Source organism: Morganella morganii, from assembly GCF_019242955.1.
Classification (GTDB): Bacteria; Pseudomonadota; Gammaproteobacteria; order Enterobacterales; family Enterobacteriaceae; genus Morganella; species Morganella sibonii.
Genome location: NZ_CP066129.1, coordinates 1,929,243 through 1,947,409, shown reverse-complemented (window position 1 = coordinate 1,947,409; position 18,167 = coordinate 1,929,243). Strand labels below are relative to the sequence as shown.

Genomic DNA, 18,167 nt, shown 5'->3' with positions numbered 1-18,167 from the left:
TAACCTCTCCTCTGATCACTCATATGATGTACTTAATGACAATACAGTCTTAACTCTGTCCTGCAAAAATACCGGCCATTGTCGCTGACAGGCAACTGACCAGTGTTGAGCCGATAATCAGCCGGAACGTATTTGCCGCTATTATTTTTCCGTGTTTTTTGCTAATCGCGGAAACGCAGCCGATAATCATTCCCACCGAGCCGAAATTCGCAAATGAAATCAGAAAAACAGACATAATAGTTTCTGTTCTCAGGCTGAGATCGTCTATTTTTATATAGTCAATCATTGCCACAAATTCATTGGCCAGCACCTTTGTGGCAATAATCTGCCCGAGCCGGATGCTGTCCTCCCACGGCACTCCCAGCACAAAAGCAAGCGGTGAAAAAATATAACCGAGGATACCCTGAAAACTTATCCCTGCAATGTGTAAAAACACATCATTTAATAAACTGATTAACGCAATAAACCCCAGAATAATAGGAACTATCGCCAGGATAAGTTTAAAACCATCCTGCATATGTTCGGTTATCACCTCAAAAAAGCTGTGCCGTTCATCGTTCACACCGGAAAAATTCTCCGGAATATCGACCGGGTCACCGGGATTAATAACAGAAACGATAACAAATGTACTGAAAAAATTCAGGCACACACCGATAATAACAAACTGCGGTGATATCATTTGTGTATAAGCACCCAATATTGCGATATCGACTGTTGATAAAGAACACGCCGCAATGGTATACATCTGCGGTTTTGTCAGATTGGGTATATATTCTTTTATCGATACATAAACTGCCATCATACCTACCGCAACAGCACTGACAGCGGAAAAGGACTCAAGCTTGCCGACTTTCGCTATTTTATTAATAAGATAGCCGATAGTGATAATAATTAATCTGAGAATACCAAAATATTTTAAGATCCCGATAACAGCACAAATAAATACCAGCGGCATCAGTGCGGCAATAACAAATATTATGGGTTTTTTAGCCGTAATATCACCGAATACAAAATCTATCCCCTTGTTAGCATGATAAATCAAATACTCAATACCACCCGATGCAGTATGAAGTATTGCCAGTCCGGCAGAGGTATGCAGAAGTGCATAAGCCACCGCGCCTTCCAGTAATAACAATACTATTATCGGAACACATTTTCGTTTGATATCTCCGGCCTTAAAACTGACAGAAGCCGCTGCAATAAAAATTACGATAAGGCTGATAATGAAAATTAAATACTTCATAAAAACCCCGGTCATCTTTTATATTAGTTGTATGGATTATTTATGTGATATTCCTTTACATACATTCCTTTTTCAGTCTGACTTCAACACTGCTCCCGGACGGCATAGACGACGCACCTTTTTTTTCAACCGCCAGCGATGCGTACGCGACTGCAAATTTCACCGCCTCATCCATATTCCGGCCTTCGACCAGTCTGGCTGCCAGCGCCCCCGTGAAAGCATCACCGGCGCCGCTGGTATCAACCACAGACGCATTTATCGCGTTGTAATGTTTCATCACCGAACCGTTAAAATACAGCGCACCGTTATCACCAAGCGTCATAATGATCTCTTTCACGCCCAGAGCATGTATTACTCTTATAGCCTGTTCTGCAGAATACAGATTACTGATTTTAATACCTGATATAAGTTCCGCTTCTGTCCCGTTAGGTATTAATAAATCTACCGAGGATAAATACGGAATAATATCCTGTGAATATGGCGCCGGATTAATAATGACATAGCAACCACACATTTTTGCCATCTCAACAGCAAAAAGGGTAATATCCATATTATTCTCAAGCTGAGTAAGAAATATTTTTGCAGACTTCAGGTTGTTAATATCTGATAATATTTCTGATTTCGTTATCGTGGCATTGGCCCCCTGATCAATAATAATGCTGTTATTACCGGTAAGGCTTTCAACCATCACCAATGCGCTGCCGGTTTTTGTCTTAATATCCTTAATTAAAGTATATGATCCTATCTTAGTGGAACTGAAGTATTTTTCCGCATCCGTACCGAATGCATCATCGCCCACTTTAACAAAAAGATGTACATGACTGTTTAGTTCTGATGCTGCAATAGCCTGATTAGCCCCTTTACCTCCCGGATAAAAACGGGTTGATATTGCCCTGACTGTCTCGCCGACAGACGGAAATCGTTCAACTTCAGTAACCACATCTAAATTAAATGATCCGAGGATATATAACAGACATTTATTTTCACTTATCTTTCTCTTATCCTGACTCACAGATTCAACATTAAAAACCCTGGCTTCATTAACTGTTCTGTTTATAACCTCTTCCGGATTGTTTTTCTGTAATTTAACACCGCCATGAAACTTGGTTGCCACACCTGATAATTGTAATTCACCGATATAGCGCCTTATTGTTCTTTCAGAAACATGCAGCAGAGCACTGAGTTCTTTTACATAAACAACATTATCTTTAATTAGTTTATTCCGGATAAAGGCAAGACTGTTTTTTTTCTTCATACAGTTCCTCATTTTTTTAGATTAGTGTTTTCTCCCGATAATTCTGTCTGCACTGTCACGTTTATTGTCCGGATTCGGACAATTTGCTGTCCGTTTTTATCAGAGCCTGACAATTTAACCGTAAAATAAATAGTGAAATGAAAATTAATCTGTATATCTGGTTATGAGGATATGGATACGTGATTATACGTATCTGACAGTATGACTGAAGATGTCTGAAAAGGTGTAATTTTTTACTGACATAAAAAATCCGGAAATACAGATGTATTTCCGGATTCAGATAACAACAGGATCGCCGTGCGGATCCTTAATTGCCGGTGACAATCAGGCAAACTTAATCATCACCATTCCCAGCAGAAGCAGAATAATCCCGCCCCAGCCTTTGTAATTCAGGCGCTGGTTAAACAAAATCCAGCCTGCGGCCACGGTTGCCACAATACCGAATGCCCCCCACAGCGCATACGCAACAGAAAGTTCGATACCGCGGACAGCCAGTGCCAGACAACTGAACGCGCCTAATACCGCCAGCAGCGATAAAATACCCAGCCACGGACGTTTAAAGCCGTTTGACATTTTGAGCAGGATATTCGCCAGAATTTCCAGTACCACGGCCAGCAGCAAAAATGCCCCATGCCACCATTCAAATGTCGGTAACATATTACGCCCCTTTCAGCATCTCATTCAGCGGCGTACGAACCGGTTTGGCTGCAGGCTGTTTTTTCTGTACTTTTTTGGTGCCGTATTTAATCAGCGTGATCCCGGCAATTAACAGCGTCAGACCACCCAGTTTCAGTGGTGACAGTGATTCATGGAACCACATTACACTGAAAGCGGTAATGAAGAGGATACCAATCCCTTCCCACAGCGCATAAGCCACTCCGAGAGCAACTTTTTTCACCGCCATGGAGAGCAGAATATAAGAGGAGGCAATCATGATATACATCACAATCATTCCCGCGCTGCCGCCGGAAACACTCGCGTATTTCATCGACAAGGTACCGATCACTTCGGTAATAATGGCTAAGCCTAAAAACATCCAGTAAATCATAGTTATTTCTCCTGATGGACAACGCATACAGGTCATCAGCACAAAACAGAAAGTTTGCGTGACTGAGTGCGTTTATCGCGAAACGAAAACGTTAAATGTAACGATGTGACCAAAAACGCAGGTGCGCTTGGTTCGTCAGACGAAAAGAGAAATAGCTATAACTCGCCGTACCAGTAGTGTTCGCTTGATACGATAGCGGAAAGGAAAAGTACATGGGTAGAACGTCGGATTTTAATCCTGCTACTACTGTCGCTTTGCATGATGTCTTATTCTTTTGTCTGTCCCCGGGCGGGTGACAACAATGAAAGAATCCTCCGGTTATTAATATTCATATTATTTTTAGCACAAGTAACCGTTTTCAGCAATGGTGCCGTGCGGTATTTTTAAGTAAATAATTTTATTTTTTAGACAGTTATAAAAAATGACCACCTTCTTATTCAGAAGATGGTCATAATTACGCAAATATTGAACCGGTTAACTACCTTTATTGATACCGCAGATGGATAATTATTCCACTTCGTTCCAGGCGTGACCGTCACGGGCCATCATGGCGATAGACGCAATTGGCCCCCAGCTGCCAGCCTGATAAGGTTTCGGTGGTTCATTATCCAGCGCCCATGCGTGCATAATAGAATCCACCCATTTCCAGGCTTCCTCCACCTCATCACGACGGACAAACAGCGCCTGAATACCGCGCATGGCTTCCAGCAGCAGACGCTCATAAGCATCCGCAATATGCGTCTGGTTAAACGTCTCCGAGAAACTCAGATCCAGTTTGGTGGTTTGCAGGCGGTGTTTGTGATCCAGTCCGGGTGCTTTATTCAGCACTTCGATATCAATACCTTCATCCGGCTGCAGACGGATAGTCAGCTTATTCGGCGGCAGATGCTGATAGGTTTCGTTGAAAATATTCAGGGACGGTTGTTTGAAATAAACCACCACTTCCGAACATTTTGACGGCATCCGTTTTCCGGTACGCAGATAGAACGGCACGCCTGACCAGCGCCAGTCGTCGATATCAGCACGGATAGCAACGAAGGTTTCTGTCTGGCTGACGGTATTTGCGCCCTCTTCATCCAGATAACCCGGCACTTTTTCACCGTGAACAAACCCGCCGGTATACTGCCCGCGCACTGTTTTCTCGCGGACATTCGTAATATCAATCGTCCGCAGCGAGCGCAGCACTTTGACTTTCTCATCGCGGATACGGTCGCTGGTCAGATCATCCGGCGGTGACATGGCAATCATGGTCAGGATTTGCAGCAGATGGCTCTGCACCATATCCCGCATCTGTCCCGCTTTATCAAAGTAACCCCAGCGCCCCTCAATCCCCACTTCCTCCGCCACCGTGATCTGGACGTGGTCGATGGTGCGGTTATCCCAGTTATTCACAAACAGGGAGTTGGCAAAACGCAGTGCCAGCAGGTTCAGGACGGTTTCTTTGCCGAGATAATGGTCGATACGGTAAATCTGGCTCTCTTTAAAATATTTCGCCACTTCAGTATTGATCGCCTGCGATGAGGCCAGATCATTACCCAGCGGTTTTTCCATCACCACACGGCTCGGCTCTTTGTTCAGATGCGCTTCGCCCAGCCCTTTGCACATGGCGCTGAACGTTCCCGGCGGCATGGCGAAATAATAGACAGCGGTATTTTTGTTTTCCGCAATAATATTGGCGAGGCTTTTGAAATGAGAGGTCTCATTCACATCGAGATTACAGAACAGCAGACGTGCACTGAATCGATCCCATAACTCCGGATCTAATTCTTCGTTGAGGAAGGTATTGAACGCATCTTCAACAAATTTCTGATACGCCTCACGGGACCAGTCCGCCCGGCCTGCACCGATAATCCGGGTGTCCGGATGAATATTACCCGCTTTTTCAAGCTGATATAAAGACGGGAGTAACTTGCGGCGTGCGAGGTCGCCTTTGGTACCGAAAATGACCAAATCACAAGCGGGAGCCGTTGCTGTCAGCGCCATAGAAAACCTCTCCTCGTGGCTGTGGGATTGTAATTTTGTTACAGAGATAACGAATAATGTACTCGTTTGCGCCCGGCCAGTAAACATAAATGCGGGCCACCGCACATTCTGACAGGCTTGTACGGCAGCGCTTTCCGGGTGCAATTTTGTAATTTAATTACTTTTTTGATGCAAACTTACTGAAATGAAAATCAGACACCGGTCAAACTTTCAAAAAAAAGCCGCTTTCAGGGGGATTTCCCCTCTGTATCACCGTGACTTACGTAGTATATTTTCAAAAAATGAAGGTGGCCGGTGTGTCACACAGATCAATATAAAAGGCACGATGGCATGAATATTTTAGACCGGCTCCGTAACAGTCTGGATTACCTGAGTAAATCGGAAAAAAAAAGTTGCAGAGACGATCCTCGGCGCACCGCAGATAGCTATTCATTCCAGCATAGCCACACTGGCCAAAATGGCGGATGTCAGCGAACCGACCGTTAACCGGTTCTGCCGCCGCCTGGATACCAAAGGCTTTCCTGATTTTAAACTGCTGCTGGCACAAAGCCTGGCAAACGGCACACCGTATGTCAGCCGCAATGTGGATGAAAATGATTCGGTTGAGGCATACACCGGTAAAATCTTTGAATCCGCCATGGCCGGCCTGGATGCAGTCAGAAGCACCCTCGATATGCTGACCATCAACCGCGCCGTGGATTGCCTGACTCAGGCCCGGAAAATTGCTTTTTTCGGCCTGGGTGCCTCTGCAGCAGTAGCCCATGACGCGATGAATAAGTTTTTCCGTTTCAATATCCCGGTAATTTATTCTGACGACGTGGTAATGCAGCGCATGAGCTGTATCAACAGTACCGAGGGAGATGTGGTGGTATTAATTTCTCATACCGGCCGGACCAAAAACCTGGTTGAGATAGCCCGTATCGCCCGCGAAAACGATGCCACCGTGATCGCCATCACCTCCGAGAACTCCCCGCTCGCTGCGGAAGCCTCACTGACCATCATTCTCAATGTGCCGGAAGACACGGATATTTATATGCCGATGATCTCCCGCCTGGCGCAGCTGACCATTATTGATGTGCTTGCCACCGGTTTTACCCTGCGCCGCGGCCCTAAATTCCGCGATAACCTGCGCCGGGTCAAAGAAGCCCTGAAAGACTCCCGCATCGACAAACTCCGTTGATTTTTAACCATTTGTGTCAATTTGACACATTTACTGCTGCCGGGTGTAATGACCATCACGAATTAGTAACATAACGGATGGTAGGATAACGTCTGACTCACTGTTTTGCGTTTGCTGACTCGATTTTTATTTTAAATACGCGATAATCAGACAGGAGTGAATCGATTTTACACTTTTCTGCCGGGACGGATTTCCCCGGCAGGGAGTTTTTTATCAACACCATTTCACCTTATTCAGGTCAACGGAGTAATTTATGTCAATACGCCTCAGAAGAACGAAAATCGTAACGACCCTGGGTCCCGCCACCGATCGCGATAACAACCTTGAAAAAATCATCCGTGCCGGTGCCAATGTGGTTCGTATGAACTTTTCTCACGGCAGCCCGGAAGATCACGTTGAACGTGCGAATAAAGTCCGTGAAATCGCTGCCCGCCTCGGCGTTCAGGTCGCTATCCTTGGTGATCTCCAGGGACCGAAAATCCGTGTGTCCACCTTTAAAAATAATAAAGTCCTGCTGAATGTCGGTGATAAATTTGTTCTGGATGCGGAACTGGGCAAAGGCGAAGGCACCAGTGAACACGTCGGGATCGACTATAAAAAGCTGCCGGAAGATGTGGTGGCAGATGACATCCTGTTACTCGATGATGGCCGCGTGCAGCTGAAAGTCCTGGATGTTAAAGGCACCAAAATCATGACAGAAGTCACCGTCGGTGGTTTGCTGTCCAATAATAAAGGTATCAACAAACTCGGCGGCGGATTGTCTGCCGACGCGCTGACAGAAAAAGATAAAGAAGATATCAAAACAGCCGCCCGTATTAATGTTGATTACCTTGCAGTTTCCTTCCCGCGCAGCGCGGAAGATCTGCACTACGCCCGCCGTCTCGCCCGCGATGCCGGTTGTGAGGCAATGATTGTCTCCAAAGTGGAACGCGCAGAAGCCGTCGCCACTGACCAGGTTATGGATGAAATCATTCTCGCATCTGATGTGGTGATGGTTGCACGTGGTGACCTCGGTGTGGAAATCGGTGATCCGGAGCTGGTCGGCGTCCAGAAAAAGCTGATTCGTCGTAGTCGTCAACTGAATCGTGTCGTGATCACAGCAACCCAGATGATGGAATCTATGATCACTAATCCGATGCCGACCCGTGCGGAAGTCATGGACGTGGCAAACGCCGTGCTCGACGGTACGGATGCGGTGATGCTCTCTGCGGAAACCGCGGCCGGTCAGTATCCTGCTGAAACGGTGGAAGCCATGGCGCGGGTTTGTCTGGGTGCGGAGAAAATGCCGAATGTGAATATCTCCAAACACCGTCTGGATATGACCTTCGACAATCCGGAAGAAGCGATTGCGATGTCCACCATGTACGCAGCAAACCACCTTAACGGCGTGAAAGCGATTATTGCCATGACCGAATCCGGCCGTACCGCGCGTATGATGTCCCGCATCAGCTCCGGCCTGCCGATCTTCGCCATGTCCCGCCATGAAAAAACTCTGAATCAGTGCTCACTGTACCGTGGTGTCACCCCGGTATTCTGCAGCACCCACACCGATGGCCTGGCTGCGGTCACTGAAGCTATCAGCCGCCTGAAAGAAAAAGGCTATCTGTGCACCGGCGACCTGGTTATGGTCACCCAGGGCGACCAGATGGGCCTGGTCGGCAGCACCAATACCAGCCGTATTCTTGAAGTGAAGTAATTTTCTTCAGACAAAACTGAAACCGCCTGTCTGGTGATGGGCGGTTTTTTTTTAGTTTCTTGCTATCCAATGGTTTAATTTTGGTATGGGCACGAAATACTAAATTTTCTTTGAAACATCCAAGACAAAAATATCGATAAGACCACGTAGCTCATAAGGCAATTCAGATTCAATTTTCATTTTCAACTCAGTTGCTGTTTTGATCCCATGATGTATTTTTCCTGCTATTTTCTCATTTTTACCAAACCAGAGAACTAAAAAAATACCTTGTTGTTCTGCTGCCGGGTGAATTGAATAACGTTCATACAATTGCTTTTCGGCAGCCGTGTATAATTCTCGATGCCACTGCCCTTTTACTTCTGTAACCAGCAACCGTTTTCTTCCATTTACAATTCCGGATGCTGTAAAATCACTTCGGTTATGTGATTTTAGTTGATGCTCCAGTGTTACAGCTATATTTTTATGTTCAAGCTTCAAACTAAGTCTCTCAGCAATAATCTCTGTTGATTTTACTTCATCTAAACGTACTCCATTTTCATAAAAACGATCTGCTGAATTGAATTCACCACCATCAATTGATTTTTGAAAATTGGTTAATTCCTGTAGCACTACCTTTCTGATCCCCTCTACACTAATAACTTCATTTTTGTCTAAGTAGCTCACCACTTCTTTAGCAGATGGCGGTTTAAAATCGAGTAGTAATTTTTTTCTGCGTTGAGAAGCTAGTATACTTTGTAGCTCACTCCGGGAATTTAGAAACCGTTTATCATTAAGTAATCTCATTAGTACAGGTATAGCGTTATCTGGATTATCAGAATTAATATTCCATATTAATTCTGTTAAAAACCGATATGCTGTTTCCGCTTTAGGGCTATGTGTTCCCCACGAACTTGGTAATTCTACAACCGGCCATTGCTCATAGAATGCGTCTAATACTTTTTCAATTTTATCAGATGTCAGTTTAGGCCATCCCTGAAACTCATTTTGGTTTATTCGTCCACTTTTATGATGCAATAGTAGTAAATTATCTTTATCTTCCGTGAAAAACTCCCAATGGGATTCATGCGTTTTTTCAATAAAACAAAACTCTCTGAGTATCCAAAAATACAACTCTGACTTTACCTGTTCATCTGTTGATTTTTTTATCCATTTTTGCTCTGAATCATACACATACTGTCTAATTATTTCTTTTAACTGGTCTCTACAGCCATGATTAACTGCTATTTCAAAAATCCTGTCTACTAAATTTATTGGAAGGCCTTTGAATTCTAAAAGCCATTTTATTGACAGGTCGCCTTGTAATTCAGAAAAAACATCATAAGATTGAAGGATTTCAACATTAGTATGCTCAAATCTTTCAGATAACTGTGGCTCTATATAATTACAAATAAACTGAACTTTAGAATCATATCCAATAAATAAAATATCTGTGACCTCTTTTTTTAATTTTTCATATTCTTCTTTTGATACAGGTTTATAGCGAAAATTAAAAGTAGACTGTAGTGCAAATAATATATTTCCAGGAACACTATCAAGGCTACCCTGATTACGTAAAATAACTAAACAAGCTGCAAACCATATTAATTCTAATGAAGACCGTTTTGACGCACACCTTAATTTAGCAATTTCTTGTAAAGTTGGTGTAATAGATGAAATATAATCAATACAGTTCGTTAATGCCTGTGTGATTAATTTTTCATTACCGACCTCTTCCTTTATTTTTTCAGGATAAAACAGAATTAATTCAGAAAATCTTTCCAGACACCCAAGATGCCGGCCACTAGCAATCAATGGTAAATTATTATTAATAAATTCAATACCCAGCCTATTTATTTCATTCTTCCTTTTCTCACACCTCTTTCTTTTTCTTCTAAATTTAATATCGCATTTAAAGCTACCCACCTTACCAGACTTAAATACCTTATTAAAAAATGCCCAATGTCGCATGAATTCGGGCTTAACCAAAGCTTGCTGCCTAAGCATATGTCGAATAAATTTAACTTCATTTAAATCATCATTTTTATATAGTGGATGACTGACAATAAAGCCTCTCCATAATTCCGCATTATTAATATCAAATGCCATTGATAATATAAACAAAATGTCATCTTTTAAGATAATTAGTCCAGAATGAGATTGAAATCCCGAACTAAAATAGTGAACTTTTAAATTCCATATTTCTTTTTGATCAGTAATCTCAGAAAAAACATGTGTCAATATGCCCTGTCTTAACGCCGTATCTGTCTGTAAAACATGTACAGCTTTACTGTCTTTAGTCAGGATTCTTTCATGATAATGAAGATTTTTCACCCAACTCCAGATTTGTATCGGGTCATAAGGGGCCGGAATTAATTCAAAGTAACGATCCATTACCATTCCGATAATTTTACTTATTCCATTGCGACAATCACAATTGTATGATTCACTCCCACAGACACAAGCTAGTTTAGCTGTTAATTCATTAAGCAAGATCTCAAGAAAATCAGCAGGGAAAAGTGAAATTAAACGCCTAATAAAGTAACGCTTCCCTAACTCACCGTCATATCTTGTTTTATGATCCGGGTAAAGATGAGCGCATACTCTTAAATATCCACAAATATTTTTAAAGCCTACTTTATAAACACCTATTTTTTCTATAATAGTTGATATCATAGATAATGATATATTACTGGATTCAAAAATTAAAATACCAAAAATATCGAATAAGTTATAATCTTTAGTGTTAACCAAACAAGCTAATGCTGACATTCTTGTATATTCAGTTTCACTATCACTCACTACGACCTGTGTTAGTTCTGTTACCAAATCAGAGGCTATCGGTGAATCTACTAATAAATCAAGAAGTAAGTCATGTAAATGCCCATCTTTGTGATTAATTAAAATAGATTTAATTTCATCCAGAATATCTGGTGTAAAAAAATCTGAAACGCTAAATCGACGAAAATAATCGCCTCTTCGAAAATAAGGATCAGTATCTTCAAGCTGTTTTAATTTGTGAATAAGCTGTCTTTTAGAAGAACTCTCAAGCTGAGAAGGATCTCCATTAGCCAGAACAGCGTAGGCATCAAGATCGATAATAGTTTCCTGAATTATTTTATTCCCCAGCGTAGCCATCCATCCAAGAAGCCCTCTGAGCTCATCTCTTGATACACCATTAGGAGCAATCAAAGATAAACATTCTGATAACTTCAAGGGTTTTTCCAGTGTGGCTATTCTGCTGACTAAGTAGCTGGCAGCGCAATATTCAGCAACAATTTTATGAACAGGTCGGTGTTGATTTTCATCAGCACCTGGCATAAATAATCTGGTTGATAGAACCTTATGTACATTATCGTCATCAACCAGTGATGATAACGCAGGATACAAACGATTTTCTGTTGCTTCAGATGTATTGACACCTTCAGCTCCGGATAATAGTAATTTAGTGAAAATCTCTGATGATAACGATATTTTTTTCGATATCTGAAGAGTATTTGAGACTTTTAAAATGCGACTATTAGCCTCTTTCGCTAATCGTTCAACTGCCATACTAAAGATAGATTTTTTGTCTGTAAAATGCTTATTACTTTCAAAATAAGCATCAGAAAATAATTTTAAAAATTGAGGGTTCGGTAATAGCATCCCCAGATTAAAACGATAAATTTCTTCCTGAAATGAACCAAAATCAGCACTACCTGTATAATTTTCAAAAAGTTGTCGTTGTTCATCTGAACTAAACTCATTAAGACGAACAATCTCCGGGGTTGAACCTAAAAATTGCTCAAAAGCGGTTGTCGAAGCTTGCTCCCATTCACTGGAACGACTCGACATAATCACTAACGTAGGTTTTAGCTTGTAAACAGCTCCCAATAATCTATAAATTCCTGATTTTTCAATTGTCGCAATTTCATCAACTGCGTCAACTACCAAAGGACCATTGTCAGCACTGGTAGCATCATTATACATTAATACTGATGCACTCAATGGACGAACACTGAGCTTACGCGCCAAACTCGCCATCAATTCTGTTTTACCAGCACCCGGCTCTGCCAGCACCACTATATACCGAAAATTTTCCAGTAACTCACGCTCAGTGAATACATGGCCACTATTCTGTGCAATTAGTGTACGTTCAAGGTAAAAATATTTATTCATGGTTACAATGTAATAAGCATGTCATCTACTTAAATACCGGCTTATCTTTATTTCCGGTCCCTATAAATTCTTCGATATTACCATAGTTATTCCGAAAAAAAGGCGAGTTGATATCCACTATATGAAACCATGTAGTTAATACTGTTAGGGAATAATGACTATGCCATATGCAATGCATTGAAATATAACTGATTGTAAATATTATCGTTATATATCACCCGAATTTTTCAGATGTAGTGAGGTGAGGGACATATATCCGGATAGGTAAATACAGGGCAGACTTTGCCATTGAACCCGACCAGTTTGTCAGGAAACCGGCGGGTGGAGCAATATTGTATTACTCTGGGTTACAGGTTGACAATTAACACACTGAAAACGATGAGGAAATGTGAATAAACTATCCGGAATTATATTAAAAATCACCAATGTGATTAGGAACAAAAAATTGCCCCGTCTCAGGGCAATTCTTTGTGTTTATAGATTTTATACGGCTCTTCTTCGCCGTCTTTGCGGGTTTTCAGCAGTTTCAGAATCCAGGTGTATTGTTCTATATTCGGTCGTACCAACGCTTCCACTTCTTCGTTCATGCGGCGGGCGATATACGGGTCATCCTGTCCGTCAATGTCATCCATCGGCGGGCGGACGTGGATATGGAACTGGTGATTTTTATGATCGTACACCGGAAACAGCGGGACAATTGCCGCTTTGCAGACTTTCATCAGCCGGCCGATAGCAGGCAGTGTGGCTTTATAGGTACTGAAGAACGGGACAAACTCACTGTGCTCTTCACCGTGATCCTGATCCGGCAGATAGTAGCCGCTGTAACCATTACGTACGCTGGCGATAAACGGTTTAATACCAGCCTCGCGGGAGTGCAGGCGGCCGCCGAAGTGAACGCGGGCTTTATTCCACAGGTAATCTGCCACCGGATTTTTCTGGTGATGGAACATGCCCGCCACTTTATTTCCCTGCGCAGCAAACAGCATCGCCGGTAAATCAATCGCCCAGCCGTGCGGCACCATAAAGATGATATTGCGCCCTTCTGCCTGTAACCCGTCAATAATGTCCTGTCCGTGAACCTGCGTGCGGGAAATCACCCGCTGCGGATTGCGCAGACACAATTCCGCCAGCATCACAAAGGCGTGCGGTGCACTGGCAAACATCTCATCCGTGATCCGTTCCCGCTCCGCTTTCGGCATATCCGGGAAACAGTAATACAGATTGATCAGTGCCCGGCGGCGTCCGCCTTTGGCAAAACGTCCGGCAATCCGGCCCACGCCGGCCAGCATCGGGTCACGTAATTTAACCGGCAGGTAGCTCAGACCGGCCAGTGCGCCTGCCGCAACCCACATACCCCAGTATTTCGGGTGCAGGTAGTGGCGGTGAAATGTCGGGATATAGCCCGCTTTGCTGTCTGTATCATTTTCTTTATACACAGAGGGATACCAGTATTAAATTAAGCTTATTTATCATGATATTATAGATATCGTGATCTATTATTATTGATTATCTGAACTCAGAAGTACATTAAAATTCTGCATTCTGAAAATGCGCCGGACGGGTTTTCTTCATACCCGTCCGGCGAAATGAGAGGATTAGTCAAGTGTCAGCTGAGGACGGTATTGTTTGACCAGCGCCAGATAACCGGTGCGATCTTTGCCGGTCAGACCGCCTGAACGCGGCAGTTTTGCGGTCAGCGGGTTCACCGCCTGCTGTCCGTTCCAGACCTCAAAGTGCAGATGTGGTCCGGTTGAACGGCCGGTGTTACCGGATAATCCGACTTTATCACCGCGTTTCACTTTCTGACCCGGTTTGACCAGCAGTTTGCGCATGTGCATATAACGGGTGGTAAACTGGCGTCCGTGACGGATAGCCACGAAATTTCCCGCCGCACCGCTGTATTTCGCCACAACCACTTCGCCGTCACCGACAGCCAGCACCGGTGTGCCGACCGGCATCGCGAAATCGACCCCTTTATGCGGCGCAACACGCCCGGTAACCGGGTTTACACGACGCGGATTAAAGTGTGAGGACACACGAAATTGTCTTGTTGTCGGGAAACGCAGGAAACCGCGCTCCAGGCCATCACCTTTGGCATCATAAAAACGGCCGTCTTCTGCACGGAATGCATAATAATCTCGTCCGTTAGTATGCAGGCGTACCGCCAGCATCTGGCTCTGTTCCTGTTTACCGTCGAGCATTTCACGGGACGTCAGCACCGTGAAACGATCACCATTTTTCACTTTACGGACATCAACCTGCCACTGTAACGCCTTGGAAATATCACGGACTTCACTGCGGGTCAGTCCCGCTTTTGACGCACTGGCATTCAGGCTGCCGCTGACTTTGCCGGTCAGGCGTTTAGTCTGCCATTCCCCTTCGCGCATCTCTTTGGTTTCTTTGAAGCCGTTGCCGCTGCGGGCATAAGTGCGGGTTTCACGGCGGTTCACCGCCCAGCTCAGGGATTTCAGTTCACCGTCTTCATTCAGTTCCCAGGCAAGGGTCTGCCCGATTTGCAGGTTACGTAACCCTTTATACTGATTGGACAATAATGCCACATCAGAAGCGTCTATCCCGTATTGGGTCAGGATAGCAGACAGGCTGTCGCCACTGGCAACCGTGTATTCAAGTGAGGTCGGGATAACGGTATCGGTCGGGGAGGATTCATCGATATCATCAGATTCTTTGGCAAGACCTTCATCCGGCAGCTGATCACTGCTGTCGGTGATAATATCGTCGGTATCAGTGTCCGTGCCGGTTTCTGTCTGCGTGACAGCAGCATCCGCCGGCGGCGCATAATCGAGTTCTATATATTGTTCAGTATCAGCAGTCCGCTCATGGTATACAGCAAACGGGTGCCAGACAGCGACACCCAGTGTTGCGGCAGTTAACATCCCCAGCATCATCCGATGTGCTTTGGGTAACTGGTTGTATACCAGAACGGCGGATTTTGCCAGTTGCTGCAATTGCACGCGTTCTGTTCCTTATTTATTACTCCAGGCAGGATGCGTACTGTGCTGATAACCGTGACAGGAAATTAGTATAACCGTCACGATCCACTGCAATTCCGCTGCCCAGCGGGTCAAGGACGCCCATTTTCGCGTTCGTCCCTTTGGCCACCGCTTTTATGACTGCCGGCCTGAACTGCGGCTCAGCAAACACACACAAGGCGTTTTGCTCAGCCAGCTTTAATCTGATGTTATTGAGTGTCTGCGCACCCGGCTGAATTTCAGGGTTGACCGTAAAGTGCCCGGAAGGCGAAAGATCAAAACGTTTTTCAAAATAACCATAGGCGTCATGAAAAACAAAATACCCGTGTGTTTTCACCGGTGCCAGCTGCTGAGCAATATTCTTCTCAGTTTCAGTAAGTTGTCCATTGAATTTACGCAGGTTTACGTCCAGCACAGATTTTTTATCCGGATAACTCACCAGGAGTTTATTATACACTGCCTGAGCGGTCTGCCGGGCAATATCCGGCGACATCCACAGGTGCATATTGTACTCTCCGTGGTGGTGATGACCGTCCTCGTCGTGAGCATCATCTTCATCGTTTTTCAGCAATAATGGTCTGACCGACTCAAGTTCACTGATAACAACCTGTTTTTGCTCCGGAACAGCTGAAAGCGGCTTTTGCAGGAAGGTTTCCAGCTCCGGCCCGACCCAGACAACCAAATCCGCTGACCGGATTTTTTTCAGATCAGAGGGTTTGAGTGCATAATCATGCGGAGATGCGCCATCCGGCAGTAAAATCTGTGTGTCCGTGACACCGTCTGCAATTGCAGCGGTAATTAACCCGACAGGACGTACTGATGTTAACACATCTGCGCTGGCGGTTTGTGCGGCCAGACTCAAAAAAGTAGCAATAAACGCTGTTTTTATTCCGTGCCGTGATGAGTGCGACATAATGGAAACTCCGTGACATGATGGTGAGAATGTTATATTATAACGTTTCATTCATTCTGCAAGATAATAATTTGTTATGTCAACACTTATCGCGGTAAATGATGTTTCTGTCGCTTTCGGTACGAATACAGTACTGGAGGACATTTCATTTACACTATCCCCGGGCAAAATTATCACCCTTCTCGGGCCGAACGGCGCGGGAAAATCCACCATTGTCCGCGTGGTTCTCGGTCTTACCGAACCGACTTCCGGCTCCGTCACCCGCGCGCCGGGGCTGACGGTCGGTTATGTACCACAAAAACTCTATCTTGACCCGACAATGCCGCTGACGGTCATCCGTTTTCTGCAGCTGAAACGCGGTGCCGGCAAAGATGAGTGTCTGGCGGCACTTGAGCGGGTCAATGCCGCCCACCTGACCGGCAAACCGATGCAGCGTCTGTCCGGCGGTGAAATGCAGCGCGTGCTGCTGGCCCGTGCCCTGCTCGTCCGGCCGCAGTTGCTGGTGCTGGATGAACCGACTCAGGGTGTGGATGTCAACGGTCAGGTGGCACTGTATGATTTGATCACCCGCCTGCGCGATGAGCTTAACTGCGCGGTACTGATGGTTTCCCATGATCTGCATCTGGTGATGGCAAAAACAGATACCGTGCTGTGTATCAACCGCCATATCTGCTGCTCCGGTGAGCCGGATATCGTGGCCGCTCATCCGGAATTCACGGCCATGTTCGGCACCCGTGCCGCGACACAGATCGGCGTGTATCGTCATCATCACAATCACAGCCATGAAAACGGCAGTGCGGTATTGTCGCCGTCTGCCCCCTGCTGCGGGAATCATGCCCCGGCAGATACCTCTGTAAAACCCGCCCCGGAGTGCCGCCATGATTGAATTACTGTTACCGGGCTGGCTTGCCGGGATACTGCTGGCGATAGCAGCCGGTCCGCTCGGCTCTTTTGTGGTCTGGCGGCGGATGTCCTATTTCGGGGATACCCTGGCACACGCCTCGCTGCTCGGGGTCGCGTTTGGTCTGCTGCTGAATGTCAGTCCGTTTTATGCGGTAATTGCCGTGACGCTGATACTGGCGATGCTGCTGGTCTGGCTGGAACGCCGTCCGCAGCTGGCGGTGGATACACTGCTGGGTATTATGGCGCACAGTGCGCTGTCTCTCGGCCTGGTGGTGGTCAGCCTGATGTCGAATGTGCGGGTTGATCTGATGGCGTATCTGTTCGGTGATCTGCTCTCGGTAACTTACGAGGATCTGCTGCCGATTGCAGTGGGTGTCACGATTGTTACCGGGTTGCTGATGTGGCAGTGGCGTAATCTGCTCTCGCTGACAATCAGCCCGGAGCTGGCGTTTGTCGACGGTATCAATCCCGGCAGACTGCGGATGATGCTGATGCTGGTTACCGCGCTGACTATCGGCCTTGCCATGAAGTTTGTCGGTGCTCTGATAATCACCTCTCTGCTGATTATTCCTGCCGCGGCTGCCCGCCGCTTTGCACGGACACCGGAACAGATGGCCGCAGGTGCAGTTGTTACAGGGATGATATCTATCACCGGCGGTTTAGCCTTCTCCGCCTTTTACGATACCCCGGCAGGTCCGTCCGTGGTGCTGTGTGCTGCCTGCTGCTTTATTCTCAGCCTGCTGGTGAAACCGCATAATTAATTGTATATACAGCGTTAATTTCATATACAGAAAAAGCCCTGATTTTCAGGGCTTTTTATTT

The 18,167-nt window shown here is 45.3% G+C and carries 12 protein-coding genes and 1 pseudogene; 4 read left to right on the top strand and 9 right to left on the bottom strand.

Going from position 1 to position 18,167, the window contains the following annotated elements; all coding sequences use genetic code 11:
- Positions 1-49: 49 nt before the first annotated feature.
- The 5 genes from JC793_RS09005 to zwf form a co-directional block, all read right to left on the bottom strand.
- Positions 50-1,243 carry a NupC/NupG family nucleoside CNT transporter gene (locus JC793_RS09005; RefSeq protein ID WP_107679069.1) on the bottom strand — a complete coding sequence of 398 codons (1,194 nt, stop codon included), beginning with the start codon at positions 1,241-1,243 and terminating at the stop codon, positions 50-52.
- A 55-nt stretch (positions 1,244-1,298) separates the two neighbouring features.
- Complete coding sequence (locus JC793_RS09000) at positions 1,299-2,498, bottom strand: PfkB family carbohydrate kinase (RefSeq protein WP_166707719.1); 1,200 nt, start codon at positions 2,496-2,498, stop codon at positions 1,299-1,301.
- Positions 2,499-2,822: 324 nt separating this feature from the next.
- Entirely contained in the window at positions 2,823-3,155 is a 333-nt protein-coding gene (gene mdtI, locus JC793_RS08995; RefSeq protein ID WP_166707718.1) for a multidrug/spermidine efflux SMR transporter subunit MdtI, read from the bottom strand.
- A gap of 1 nt (position 3,156) precedes the next feature.
- Entirely contained in the window at positions 3,157-3,546 is a 390-nt protein-coding gene (gene mdtJ / locus JC793_RS08990) for a multidrug/spermidine efflux SMR transporter subunit MdtJ (RefSeq protein WP_166707717.1), read from the bottom strand.
- A gap of 507 nt (positions 3,547-4,053) precedes the next feature.
- Positions 4,054-5,529 (bottom strand): glucose-6-phosphate dehydrogenase, encoded by a 1,476-nt coding sequence (gene zwf, locus JC793_RS08985; protein WP_166707716.1) that lies wholly within the window; start codon positions 5,527-5,529, stop codon positions 4,054-4,056.
- A gap of 330 nt (positions 5,530-5,859) precedes the next feature.
- Here zwf and JC793_RS08980 point away from each other — a divergent pair.
- Positions 5,860-6,709, top strand: a pseudogene (locus tag JC793_RS08980) (MurR/RpiR family transcriptional regulator).
- A 253-nt stretch (positions 6,710-6,962) separates the two neighbouring features.
- Positions 6,963-8,405, top strand: a complete 1,443-nt coding sequence (gene pyk, locus JC793_RS08975; RefSeq protein ID WP_218428226.1) for a pyruvate kinase — start codon at positions 6,963-6,965, stop codon at positions 8,403-8,405.
- 99 nt (positions 8,406-8,504) lie between these two features.
- On the opposite strand, the gene eruA is transcribed toward pyk, so the two are convergent.
- The 4 genes from eruA to znuA all read right to left on the bottom strand — a co-directional run bounded on the left by eruA (position 8,505) and on the right by znuA (position 16,442).
- On the bottom strand, positions 8,505-12,539 hold the full coding sequence (gene eruA / locus JC793_RS08970; RefSeq protein WP_218428224.1) for an NACHT domain-containing antiphage protein EruA: 4,035 nt from the start codon (positions 12,537-12,539) through the stop codon (positions 8,505-8,507).
- 455 nt (positions 12,540-12,994) lie between these two features.
- Positions 12,995-13,975 carry a lauroyl-Kdo(2)-lipid IV(A) myristoyltransferase gene (gene lpxM, locus JC793_RS08965; protein WP_166707712.1) on the bottom strand — a complete coding sequence of 327 codons (981 nt, stop codon included), beginning with the start codon at positions 13,973-13,975 and terminating at the stop codon, positions 12,995-12,997.
- A gap of 159 nt (positions 13,976-14,134) precedes the next feature.
- Positions 14,135-15,505, bottom strand: coding sequence for a murein DD-endopeptidase MepM (mepM, locus tag JC793_RS08960; protein WP_218428385.1), 1,371 nt, complete (start codon positions 15,503-15,505; stop codon positions 14,135-14,137).
- Between the two features lie 25 nt (positions 15,506-15,530).
- A complete protein-coding gene (gene znuA, locus JC793_RS08955; protein WP_166707711.1) occupies positions 15,531-16,442 on the bottom strand; it encodes a zinc ABC transporter substrate-binding protein ZnuA in 912 nt (303 codons plus the stop codon).
- Positions 16,443-16,518: 76 nt separating this feature from the next.
- On the opposite strand from znuA, the gene znuC reads away from it, so the two are divergent.
- On the top strand, positions 16,519-17,328 hold the full coding sequence (gene znuC / locus JC793_RS08950; RefSeq protein ID WP_218428222.1) for a zinc ABC transporter ATP-binding protein ZnuC: 810 nt from the start codon (positions 16,519-16,521) through the stop codon (positions 17,326-17,328).
- Positions 17,321-18,106, top strand: a complete 786-nt coding sequence (gene znuB / locus JC793_RS08945; protein WP_036414719.1) for a zinc ABC transporter permease subunit ZnuB — start codon at positions 17,321-17,323, stop codon at positions 18,104-18,106. Before znuC ends, znuB begins: the two co-directional genes overlap by 8 nt.
- Positions 18,107-18,167: the final 61 nt, after the last annotated feature.